The following is an 11,640-nucleotide window of genomic DNA, read 5'->3' as shown; positions in this document are numbered from 1 at the left end:
TCCGTTCCCAATCTTTTTGCTAAGAAATAGGTTTTTTAAAAGAAATTTTTTCGCAAGCAAAAAGGATTTCCACTCAAGTCGGGCTGCAATTATCGTTGTTCACAAACTAATACTTTTGATAAATGTATTTCAAAATATCCTTATCAACATCTTGTAAAGGCAATTTTCTTCTTTCCATCGCTTTTTCGGCAACTTCATAGGCTTTTTCTAAATTAAATTTTGGATCGCCTTTCATTCCACCCCAAGAAAAATTTTCTATTAAATTCGGTGGAAAACCAGATTTGAAAATATTTGCGCCAACTCCAACTACAGTTCCGGTATTAAACTGTGTATTGATTGCGGCTTTAGAATGGTCGCCCATAATTAAACCACAAAATTGTAAGTCTGTACTTTTAAAATCATTTTCTTTAAAATTCCACAATTTTACTTTTGCATAATTATTTTTCAAATTACTAGAGTTAGTATCTGCGCCGATATTACACCATTCGCCAATCACAGAATTTCCGATGAAACCTTCATGTCCTTTATTAGAAAAACCAAAGATCACAATGTTATTCACTTCACCGCCCACTTTACATTGCGGACCGATCGTGGTTGCGCCATAAATTTTTGCGCCCATATTTATTTTAGAATTGTCGCACAAAGCCAAAGGTCCACGAACGTTTGAACCTTCCATAATTTCTGCATTTTTACCAATATATATTTTTCCGGTTTTGCAATTGATGGTCGTAAATTCTATCTCCGCGCCTTCTTCGATAAATAAATCTTTTTCGTCACCCAAAAATCCGTTGGTTGAAGATAATTTTTGAGATGTTTTATTTTTAGTTAAAAGGTCAAAATCAAAATTGATGGCTTTTTCATTTAAAGAAAATAAATCTGTAGAATTTTTAAAGAAAATTAACTCTTCAGTAATATCCGTCATTTTCTCAATTTGTTTTAGAGAAAAATCTTTCATATTTATTTTCGCTGCTAAAAGTTCATCTTCGTAAACCAATGCTTCACCCAATTTTAATTCTTTAATTTGGTTTAAAATCGTTTTACTTGGTAAAAAATTTGGCACTAAAAATAAAGATTCTACGTTTTCTGGTTTCTGGAATTTCTCCTGCAAATAATCTTCCGTAATAAATGAAACTTCGGAACAATCTAACAGTTTTTGCCATCTTTCATTAAAAGTTAGAATTCCGCATCGCATTTCTGCTGTTGGTTTTGTGAAAGTGAGTGGAAGAAATTCTTCCCAATATTGAGCATCAGAGAAAACGAGTTGCATAGAATTAGACTTTAAGATGATAGATTGATAGACAATAGATTTATAATATATATTTAATAATGTAAATCTTTTCAAAAATACAAAGAAATTTCTTTTTAAAATCTTGAGTCTTGGGTCTTTTCTCTTGATTCTAAAACTAAAAAAAGTCTTCCATTAAAAAATGAAAGACTTTTCTGTATTGTAAAATTCGAAAATTATTTTGCGAATTTTTTGTATTTATTCATGAATTTATCAACTCTACCTGCTGTATCTACCAATTTTACCTTACCTGTGTAAAATGGATGTGAACTAGAAGAAATCTCCATTTTTACCAATGGGTATTCAGTTCCTTCAAATTCGATAGTGTCTTTTGTATCTGCTGTAGATTTACAAATAAACATCTCTTCATTACTCATATCTTTGAAAGCAACAAGTCTGTAATTAGTTGGGTGGATATCTTTTTTCATAAGAAAATTTTTATTGTTTTTTTGTCTTATGTAATCACAAAGTGATTGCATAATCTTAATATTTATTTTGATTTAAACTTTTCTTAAGAACAGTAATGGCTGTTTCTTTGGTAAAATTTTAGACCGCAAAAATAAGAAATTATATTTAATCTGCAAAATCTTGTTTTGTATTTTTTCATTTCTGTATTCAACTATTTTAATTAAATTTGAAATCATATAAATATAGATGAAATATAACGTCATAATTGCCCTCTGTTTTTGGCTTTCACTCTTTGTGATCTCTTGTAATAGGGATACTATTAACTTTGACGCGCCGAGCCAAACCTTAAAATTTTCCGCAGATACCGTTTTTTGTGATACCGTTTATGCTCAAGCCCGGTCTGAAACTTACGCTGTAAAAATTTACAACAAGGAAGATAAAGATATAAAAATCCCTAAAATTTATTTAGCTGGTGGCGCTTCCTCTCTATATAGAATCAATCTAGATGGCAAACCAGGGACTAATTTTACTAATATTCCACTTCGTAAAAAAGACAGTTTGTATATTTTCGTTGAAATAGCACCTGTTGCAAATGCACCACAAGCTATTGCAGAAGATAGGATCCAGATAGAAACACCAGCAGGAAATCAACACATAACTCTATTTTCCGTCGTTCAGGATGCGCAATATTTTATTCAAAATAAAACAAATCCGAATGTTCTAACAGATAACACAACCTGGAAAAATGATAAAGTAAAAGTAATCTTTGGTAATTTAACTTTGGCGGCAGGAAAAACTTTAAATATTGAAAAAGGCACAAAAATATATTTTCATAAAAATAGTGGTTTAACAATTTCAAAGAATTCTACTTTAAATGTAAATGGTGATTTGGGCGCGGAAGTCACTTTTCGTGGCGACAGAAGTGATACAAAGTACGATACAATTCCTGTAAACTGGAAAACAGTTGATTTCCTTGACGGTGCGAAACTAAATATGAATTACAGCAAAGTTTTCGGAGGCACTTCTGGTTTATCATTTAACAATGGAACTGCGACAATTAAAAATTCAATCATTCATACCTTTCAAGATTATGGGATTTATTCCGTAAACTCTAGCATTACCGCAGAAAATCTAGTGATGAATAATTGCGGACAGGCAGATTTTGGTATTTTTAAAGGTGGAGCTTATAATATTTCGCACTCTACTTTTGCGGCTTACAAAAATTTTGATTCAGGCTCTTTGCCGTTTTTGTCAATTTATGCAACTAATGAATTTCAAAATCCTACGGGCGGAACTCAGAGTAGCGCGTTAACTTTAAATATCAAAAATTCCATTTTATATGGTCAAGCTGATAACTCCGTTTTTTTCAAGCCAATTGCCGGACAGACTTTTTCTTACACTATTTTAAATTCTCTGTTAAAATATAAAGACGCTGCTTCGGCCGGTTTTGCATTTGAAGGGAACCCGAGCATTACAAATTCTTTACAAAACCAAGATCCAAAATTTATAAATTATTTTACTCAAAAATTAAATTTAAGAGTTAAACCAGATTCACCGGTTCGAGGCAAAGGAAATCTGGCTGCAGCAGTTTCGGTTCCTTTTGACATTCAAAAAATATCTAGAACTTCTAATCCTACTTTGGGCGCTTATCAATAAATAGTACAGATATTATTTAAAAAGAAAATCTTAACACTAATGAATAAATTTTAAAATCATGAATTTAATAGTTGTAAACCCTGTAGGAATTTTAGTTTCTATCGTAATTTTTGGAATTTTAATCTTTGTTTGGTTACGTTTTCGCCGATTAACAAAAAGTTATGCAAATTACACAGAACAAAGAGGCGAAATGACAAATGAAATCTCAGAATTAAAAGACGAGATAAAAATACTAAATGAAAAATTGAATAAGTTTCAAAAATCCTAAAATTGGAAATCACAAAACTGCAAAAAGAAGTTGATAATTGGATAAAAACCGTTGGTGTTCGTTATTATAATGAACTGACGAATATGGCAATTTTGACGGAGGAAACGGGTGAAGTTGCACGGATAATAGCCAGAAGATACGGCGAACAATCTGAAAAAGAATCAGACAAAAAGAAAGATCTAGGTGAAGAACTAGCAGATGTATTATTTGTCACGTTATGTCTAGCAAACCAAACTGGAGTTAATTTACAGGAATCTTTCGATAAAAAAATGAAACTCAAAACAGAACGCGATTTTGAGCGCCATCAAAATAATAAAAAACTAAAATAACTGAAATTTCATCAATGCTTAATCTTCAAAAGAGAATCTTAAAAGGAAATATAGATGTAAAAATTAGCGGTTCAAAGAGTATCTCGAATCGTTTATTAATTTTAAATCATATTTTTTCTCATTTTAAAATCCATAATCTTTCAAATTCACAAGACACGCAACTTTTACAAAAAGCTTTAGAAAGTGAAAGTGATTTAATAGACATTCACCACGCTGGAACTGCAATGCGTTTTTTAACTTCATATCTCGCAATAAGACCCGACAAAACAACGGTTTTAACAGGCTCTAAGCGAATGAAACAAAGACCGATAAAAGATTTAGTTTCAGCTTTGCAAAGTTTGGGTTGCGACATAGAATATTTAGAACAAGAAGGATTTCCACCTTTAAAAATAACAGGGAAAAAAATTGTGAAAAATTCCGTTTCTATAAATGCGAGAGTTTCAAGTCAATTCATCACTTCTCTGATGCTAATTGGTGCGAAATTAGAAAATGGGATCCGGATCAATCTTGAAGGCGAAATTACGTCCAGACCTTATCTCGAAATGACAAGGGAAATTTTAAATGAACTGGGAATTGGTTGTGAGATTTCTGATACTTTAATTGTTGTAAAAAATCTTTCAAACAGAACAGAAAATCTATCTAAGAAACATTTTACGGTTGAAAGCGATTGGTCTTCCGCGTCATATTTTTATGCTTTAGCGGCGATCGGACGAAAATCAATAGCGTTGCAAAACTTTATGTCAGATTCTATACAAGGAGATTCCATTTTACAAAAGATTTACTGGCAATATTTTGGGATCGATACCATCTCAGAAAGTGGCGAGCATCAAATTTCTCTTTTGCCAAACCGCAATTATAAAAAACCGGAAGAAATTAATTTAGATTTAAATGATGCGCCGGATATCGCACAAACTATTTGCGTCACTGCAGCTGCGATGAAAATTGCATTTCATCTAACGGGTTTGGCAACTTTAAAAGTAAAAGAAACGGATCGATTAGAAGCCTTAAAAAATGAATTGTTCAAAATTGGATGCCTCGTAGAAATCACAGAAACAGAAATAAAATCAGTTGAGTTTTTTGAACCTAAAGAGAATATTTACATTAAAACTTATAATGATCACCGAATGGCGATGAGTTTTGCGCCTTTTGCTTTGATCAAGACTTTAAATATCGAAAATCCGGAAGTGGTTGAAAAATCTTATCCGCAGTTTTGGGAAGATTTAGAGACTCTCACAGAAACGGTTCTTTAAATTCTATAAAAACTTTTAAATAAATATTCTAAAAAAAATGAAAACTGTAAAAATTACATCTTTAGCATTATTACTGGTTTTGATGACTTCCTGTAAAATTTCAATTAATACTTTACCGGAGACAAATTCCAACCAAACACCAAACAACATTTCCTTAAATGGAAAAGTTTTTTCTGCACTTTGGCAGCAAAATTCTGGCGAATTTCGTGCGCTTTGTTACCAGGCCTACAATCTTGCGCAGTTAAGAATTGATGAAAATGTAAGAACAAATTCAAAAAAACCTTTGGCAATTATCACCGATATTGACGAAACTTTTTTAGATAATACACCTTATGCTGTGACAGAAGCAAATAAAGGAAAAGATTTCGACGCAAAAACCTGGATGAACTGGACGGCAAAAGCTGAAGCAAAAGCGTATCCTGGTTCAGTAAATTTATTTAATTACGCTGCTTCTAAAAAAGTAACTGTTTTTTACATTACAAACCGTGACGAAAACGATCGAATCGGGACATTGAAAAATCTACAAAATTTAGGATTTCCTTTCGCAGATGAAGCACATTTAATGTTGAAAAGTAAAACTTCTGATAAAGAAGCGCGGCGTCTAGAAGTTTTAAAAAATTACGATGTCATCCTTTACATGGGCGATAATTTAGCAGATTTTTCAAAAATATTTAATAAAAGACCACAGACTGAGCGCAATGAACTGGTAGATCAAAATTCTAATCAATTTGGAAAACTTTTTATTATGTTACCTAATTCTGGTTACGGTGATTGGGAACCGGCTCTGCCAGGCTATAATTATCAATTGACGCCGGCTGAAAAAGATAAAGTAATTCTGAATAATTTGCGTGGTTATTAATTTTAGGTATTAAATAAATGACAATAATTATCACAGGAAGTTCGTCGGGAATTGGATTTGCTTTAGCTGAGTATTTTGGGAAAAAAGGGCATCAGGTGTTTGGTTTGAGTAGAACTTTAAATAATAGTCCGTTTTTTAAATCAATATCTGCGGATGTTACTAAAAAAGAATCTATTGATTTTGCAATTTCAGAAATTTTAAAAGAAAATTCCATAATAGATTTGCTGATTAATAATGCCGGAATGGGGATGGTTGGTCCCGTAGAAGATACGACGCAGGAAAATATTTTAAAATTATTTAGTCTCAATTTATCTGGTTCTGTGATGCTCATGAGCGCAGTTTTGCCAAATATGCGTAAGCAAAAAAGAGGTAAAATCATTAACGTTTCAAGTATTGGGTCAGAAATGGGTTTGCCGTTTCGCGGATTTTATTCTGCATCAAAATCAGCTTTAGACAAAGTAACAGAAGCAATCAGATATGAAGTTTCACCATGGAATATTGATGTTTGCAGTTTGCATTTAGGCGATATTAAAACTAATATTGCTGAAAACAGATTAAAAACAAAAGTTTCCGAACCTTACAAAAAAATATTTGATAAAGTTTACGCGCATATGAACGGCCACGTGAAAGATGGAATAGAACCCATCGATGTGGCAGAATACGTGGAAAAATTGTTGATAAAAAAACATTGGAAGGCTCACTATTATTTTGGAAAATTTGGGCAAAAAATAGGCGTTCCTTTAAAATGGATATTGCCACAAAATTATTATGAAAAACTGATGCGTAACTACAATAAATTAGACTAAAACTTGTTAGAAACTAAATATCGTTATTGAAACAAATATTATTTTTTCTACTAATATTTAATTGCATTTTTTACCAAGCGCAAAAGAAAAAATATATTCTGATCGATATTCAAAATAATCAGAAAAAAGAAGTTTCAGACTCCCTTTCTGCCGTAAAATTTTTAGATTCTCTTTCGCAGAATTCGTTTTATTTAACGGAAGTCACCAGCGTGAAAAAGCAGGGGTACTCAACCGAAATTTACTTCGATAAAAAGCAAAATTTTAATAAGGCCGCGGTTCATATTTCGGATTCTTTAGCTAAGCAATTAAAATTATCTCAAAATTTTACCACTGAAAACTTAGATTCTTTAAAGGTAAAAATCAATCAGATTTACCGCAACAAGGGCTTTGCTTTTAATAGAGTTAAAACTAAATTTAATGGTTTTAAGAATGATATCCCACAAATCGATTTAGATGTTTCTAACGCTGGGAAACGAACTATTGATAAATTTGTACTTAAAGATTATAACAAAGCCCCGAAACGTTTTGTTAAAAGTTTAGAAGAAGATTTCCTGCACAGAACTTACAATGATAAGAATCTTTTGCAAATAAATAGAAGTCTACAAAATCACCCTTTTGTTCTGCTGGAAAGGCCGCCGCAAACATTATTTAAAAAAGATTCTACAGAAATATTTTTATTTATAAAAAAGAAAGTCAACAGTACATTTGATGGAATTGTTGGTTTTGGAAATGATAAAACCAATAAATTTACACTTAACGGTTCATTAAACTTAAATTTAAAAAATATTTTTAACGGCTTTGAAACAATTGGTTTGTACTGGCAAAGAAATCCGGACAGCGGGCAAACTTTTAATCTGGGAACCGACATTCCCTATCTTTTTAATTCTAAAGTTGGTTTCAATCTAAATGTGAATATTTACCGTCAAGATTCTACTTATGCAACCGTGAAAGCCATCCCGGGATTTTACTACCATATTTCAAGCAACCAAAAAATCGGACTTCGTGGCACTTTTGAAACTTCAGCAATTTTAGATTCTCTTTACACTGGTGGGAAAAATTACACAAAACAAGGAATTGGACTTTTTTATGAATACACAAAACCAACAGAGATTGAAATCTTTCAGTATCAAACGCGCATTAACACGACGGTTGATTATTTGAGAGCAAATTATACTGATCAGAAATTTAATCAAATTCAATACTTTTTAAGTGCTGAAAATAGCATTCATCTTACCGGAAATCATTATCTTAATATTAATGGCGAATCTGCGTTGATCAATGCCAAAAATGAATTAAATACGAATGAATTATTCCGCTTTGGCGGTTGGAATTCCCTCCGCGGTTTTAATGAAAACTCATTATTTGCGGATTTTTACGCTTATGGTGGCGCCGAATACCGCTATCTAGTAAATCCACAAACATTCTTTGATGTTTTTGGTCAATATGGCATTTTAAATAATCCAAATTTAACTTCTCAAATAAAATTATACAGTTTGGGATTTGGTTTTAAATTCTTTATTCCATTAGGTTTGATGAGCGTTCAAATTTCTAACGGTTCACAGTTTGGCGAGGCTTTCAATTTTAAATCTACCAAAATATCTTGGGGCCTCTTAAGTCGTTTTTAAGCTTTATCCTTTTGATTTTTATAAATCCTAACTTTTAAAAATAACGTAGTTTATGAAACGCGCTTCTGATTTTAGGTTTTTGCAACTCCATCCTTTCCAAACCATCACGCATTTTTGCGGTCCAAATATCAAACATCAGGATTTTATACTCAACATTATTGGAAATATTTTTGTTTTCTCCCCGTTCGGTTGGATTGGACTTTCGCTTAAAAAGTTTAATAAAATCGGTGTCCTATCTTTTGGATTTTTAACTTTTATTTGTTTAGTAGAATTTGCTCAATATTTTACTTGAAGAGGAACTGCTGACATTGATGATGTTGTCCTCAATACCTTTGGGATGCTTTTAGGATATGGAATTTTACAGGCCACCACTCAATTTAATATATTTAATATTTTCCTGCATTTAAATGAGAAAGAGACGAATCCAATTTCTGCGTAGTCAATATCTTCCTTAAAAATAAGGAGCCACCATATTTTAGCTTTTTTCTGAATCTGGTCCCGCTTTCCGCTCTATTTTTTCTTCCGATTAAAAATCGGCAAGAAAAAAAAACCACTTCAATCGGGCTAGAAGTTTTTTCAGTTCTTCTTTCCATGGATGACAAGGCTATTGTTTTAAATAAAAAAATAAAAAAATCGTAAAGTAAATTGCAAAGGTTTTTTCATTTATGCAATCAATCTTGAAATAACTTTTTAACTTTAGCAAATGATAAAATTTTTAGTCTGCATTTGCTTATTTCTATCCATTCAGTTTTCTGCACAGTCCGTTTCTAGCAGTTCTTCCCAAATTTATGATGACATGCTCCGGCTGCAAAACAATACCACTGTGATGTATTTGGCGGCGCATCCTGACGATGAAAATACTAAGATCATTTCTTGGTTAACGCACGAAAAACATGTTGACGCAGTTTATTTATCACTTAACCGTGGTGGTGGTGGACAGAATTTAGTCGGTACAGAAAAAGGTGAATCATTGGGTTTGCTTCGTACACAGGAACTTTTACGGGCGAGAAAAATTGATAAAGGAAGACAATGGTTTACCAGAGCGATGGATTTTGGTTTTTCTAAAACGGCCACTGAAACCTTGAAACTTTGGGATAAACAGAAGCTTTTGGCAGATGTTGTTTGGGCAATTCGTAAAAATAGACCCGAAATAATCATTACCCGTTTTGACCCTGATTCGAATGGGAAAACGCATGGCCATCACACCGCATCAGCTATTTTAGCAATGGAAGCATTTGATTTAGCAGGCGATAAAAATGCTTTTTCCGAGCAACTAAAATACGTAAAAATATGGCAGCCAAAACGATTATTTTGGAACACAAGTTGGTGGTTTTACAGAAATAAAGAAGATTTTGACAAAGCGGATAAGAAGGATCTATATTCCATCAATGTCGGAAATTATTACCCAAATCTTGGAATTTCAAATAATGAAATTTCTTCCAAAAGCCGAAGTAATCACGCAAGTCAAGGTTTTGGAATGGCTTTGGAACGCGGAAATGAGACCGAATATTTAAAATTATTAAAAGGTAAAAAATCGGAAACCAGCGATATTTTTGAAGGAATTCCTTTAAATTTTGAAAATGTGGCTATTAACGATAAAATGAAGCAATTAATCTCTAGTTATCAGTTTAAAAATCCAGAATTATCTTTAAATAATCTACTTCAATTATATGATTTATTTAAAAATGATCCCACGCAAAAATTAAAATTAGCGCAAGTAAAAGATCTGATTTTAAAAACCCAAGGCATTTATTTTGAATGGACGACATCCAATGCATTTGGAACAAAAGGTGAAGATATTTCAACCAATCTGGAAATTTCGAATAGAAGCCCTAAAAATCTTACTTTTTCAATTTCCGAAAACAATATACAGGAAATTTTAGCGGGTGACTCTTTTAAAATATCACAAAAATATAAAATCGACACTGATACTTATTCAAATCCTTACTGGCTGCAGGAAAAGCCCATCAATAATTTATATGTCGTTAATGATTTGGAAAATATTGGCCAGCCAGAAATCTTAAATCCTTTAATGAAAAGCCTTTCAATTAATTTTGGTTCTACAAAAATAGATTTCGAGATCTCTTTGCAACAAAAAACGATAAACCCTTCTATTGGTGAGCGTTACGAACCATTTTACAATGTTCCGGCTTTCATTGCTAATTTTGAACAAGAAAATTATATTTTCAGTAATAAACCAAAACAAATAAACATTGAAGTAGAAAGTTTTGTTGAAAATTCAACAGCGAAAGTTTCTATTAAAGCCAATCAAGACTGGAAAGTTTCGCCGCCGCAAACTATTGATTTTAAAGAAATCGGTGAAAAGAAAAATATAATTTTTACGATTGAACCACTTTCAAAAAACGCCAATTCTAAGTTAGAAGTAAATATTGAATCTGAAGGAAAAATTTATGATCAATCATTAGATGTGGTAGATTATCCGCATATTGATCGTCAAATCTGGCTTAAAAAAGCAGAAGTAAAAATCCAAAATTTAGATTTAAAAATTCCCAATGTTAAAATTGCTTATATCAAAGGTTCAGGTGATGATGTTCCTGCCTCGTTGCGAGCCATTGGTTTAACGGTGGATGAACTCGATCTAAAAAACTGGAATCCCGCACTGTTAAAAAATTATGACGTTCTGATTTTGGGTATCAGGATTTACAATACTCAAGCGGAAATGAGTTTGATCAATAAAGACCTCTGGAAATTTATTGAAAATGGTGGTTTGGTCATTAATCAGTATAACGTAAATCGTGGTTTGCTGACTAATGAAATTGCGCCTTTTGACCTAAAATTAGGCGGAAACAGAATTTCTGAAGAAGACGCAAAATTAAAATTCTTAGTTCCAAACAGTCCTGTTTTTAATGTTCCGAATAAAATCACTCAAAATGATATGGAAAATTGGATCCAGGAAAGAGGATTGTATTTTGCAGATTCTTGGGATAAAAATTTAATTCCACTTTTGGAAGGAAATGACACAGGCGAAACACCGCAAAAAGGAATGTTATTGGTTGGAAATTATGGAAAAGGCACTTATGTTTATACCGGCTTATCATTTTTCCGGGAATTACCGGCTGGCGTTCCGGGTACTTATAAATTATTTATGAATCTATTGGCTTTGGGGAAAAGGAAATAGTTTTTGGTCAATAGT

11 protein-coding genes are annotated in these 11,640 nt (G+C 32.3%); 9 read left to right on the top strand and 2 right to left on the bottom strand.

The genetic code is table 11. The features are described from left to right. Positions 1-106 precede the first annotated feature (106 nt). Both ACVBED_RS01385 and ACVBED_RS01380 read right to left on the bottom strand, forming a co-directional pair. Entirely contained in the window at positions 107-1,267 is a 1,161-nt protein-coding gene (locus ACVBED_RS01385; protein ID WP_447120788.1) for a GlmU family protein, read from the bottom strand. Between the two features lie 194 nt (positions 1,268-1,461). Beyond that, positions 1,462-1,713 carry a type B 50S ribosomal protein L31 gene (locus ACVBED_RS01380; protein ID WP_447121147.1) on the bottom strand — a complete coding sequence of 84 codons (252 nt, stop codon included), beginning with the start codon at positions 1,711-1,713 and terminating at the stop codon, positions 1,462-1,464. Between the two features lie 226 nt (positions 1,714-1,939). Here ACVBED_RS01380 and ACVBED_RS01375 point away from each other — a divergent pair, with 226 nt between their 5' ends. The 9 genes from ACVBED_RS01375 to ACVBED_RS01335 all read left to right on the top strand — a co-directional run bounded on the left by ACVBED_RS01375 (position 1,940) and on the right by ACVBED_RS01335 (position 11,625). Beyond that, positions 1,940-3,349 (top strand): hypothetical protein, encoded by a 1,410-nt coding sequence (locus ACVBED_RS01375; RefSeq protein ID WP_473094383.1) that lies wholly within the window; start codon positions 1,940-1,942, stop codon positions 3,347-3,349. A gap of 58 nt (positions 3,350-3,407) precedes the next feature. After that, the gene (locus tag ACVBED_RS01370; protein ID WP_447120785.1) at positions 3,408-3,617 is read left to right on the top strand and encodes a hypothetical protein; all 210 of its coding nucleotides are present in this window, start codon (positions 3,408-3,410) and stop codon (positions 3,615-3,617) included. A gap of 2 nt (positions 3,618-3,619) precedes the next feature. Further along, on the top strand, positions 3,620-3,946 hold the full coding sequence (locus ACVBED_RS01365) for a nucleotide pyrophosphohydrolase (RefSeq protein ID WP_447120784.1): 327 nt from the start codon (positions 3,620-3,622) through the stop codon (positions 3,944-3,946). Positions 3,947-3,960: 14 nt separating this feature from the next. After that, positions 3,961-5,196, top strand: coding sequence for a 3-phosphoshikimate 1-carboxyvinyltransferase (locus ACVBED_RS01360; RefSeq protein ID WP_447120783.1), 1,236 nt, complete (start codon positions 3,961-3,963; stop codon positions 5,194-5,196). Between the two features lie 37 nt (positions 5,197-5,233). Next, on the top strand, positions 5,234-6,055 hold the full coding sequence (locus tag ACVBED_RS01355; protein WP_447120782.1) for a 5'-nucleotidase, lipoprotein e(P4) family: 822 nt from the start codon (positions 5,234-5,236) through the stop codon (positions 6,053-6,055). 17 nt (positions 6,056-6,072) lie between these two features. Next, positions 6,073-6,861, top strand: a complete 789-nt coding sequence (locus ACVBED_RS01350; RefSeq protein ID WP_473094382.1) for an SDR family oxidoreductase — start codon at positions 6,073-6,075, stop codon at positions 6,859-6,861. Positions 6,862-6,887: 26 nt separating this feature from the next. Then, a complete protein-coding gene (locus ACVBED_RS01345) occupies positions 6,888-8,486 on the top strand; it encodes a BamA/TamA family outer membrane protein (RefSeq protein WP_447120781.1) in 1,599 nt (532 codons plus the stop codon). A gap of 52 nt (positions 8,487-8,538) precedes the next feature. Further along, entirely contained in the window at positions 8,539-8,778 is a 240-nt protein-coding gene (locus ACVBED_RS01340; protein WP_447120780.1) for a VanZ family protein, read from the top strand. A 411-nt stretch (positions 8,779-9,189) separates the two neighbouring features. After that, positions 9,190-11,625: a PIG-L family deacetylase gene (locus tag ACVBED_RS01335; protein WP_473094381.1), complete on the top strand. Its 2,436-nt coding sequence runs from the start codon at positions 9,190-9,192 to the stop codon at positions 11,623-11,625. Positions 11,626-11,640 lie beyond the last annotated feature (15 nt).

Source organism: Halpernia sp. GG3 (genome assembly GCF_052976925.2).
Note: the sequence above shows the minus strand (reverse complement) of the source record. Positions and strands in the feature narration are given on the sequence as shown.

Coding starts and splice junctions, on each gene's coding strand:
- ACVBED_RS01360 (WP_447120783.1), top strand. CDS start 3,961: ATGCTTAATCTTCAAAAGAGAATCTTAAAAGGAAATATAGATGTAAAA.
- ACVBED_RS01370 (WP_447120785.1), top strand. CDS start 3,408: ATGAATTTAATAGTTGTAAACCCTGTAGGAATTTTAGTTTCTATCGTA.
- ACVBED_RS01350 (WP_473094382.1), top strand. CDS start 6,073: ATGACAATAATTATCACAGGAAGTTCGTCGGGAATTGGATTTGCTTTA.
- ACVBED_RS01375 (WP_473094383.1), top strand. CDS start 1,940: ATGAAATATAACGTCATAATTGCCCTCTGTTTTTGGCTTTCACTCTTT.
- ACVBED_RS01385 (WP_447120788.1), bottom strand. CDS start 1,267: ATGCAACTCGTTTTCTCTGATGCTCAATATTGGGAAGAATTTCTTCCA.
- ACVBED_RS01340 (WP_447120780.1), top strand. CDS start 8,539: ATGAAACGCGCTTCTGATTTTAGGTTTTTGCAACTCCATCCTTTCCAA.
- ACVBED_RS01380 (WP_447121147.1), bottom strand. CDS start 1,713: ATGAAAAAAGATATCCACCCAACTAATTACAGACTTGTTGCTTTCAAA.
- ACVBED_RS01355 (WP_447120782.1), top strand. CDS start 5,234: ATGAAAACTGTAAAAATTACATCTTTAGCATTATTACTGGTTTTGATG.
- ACVBED_RS01335 (WP_473094381.1), top strand. CDS start 9,190: ATGATAAAATTTTTAGTCTGCATTTGCTTATTTCTATCCATTCAGTTT.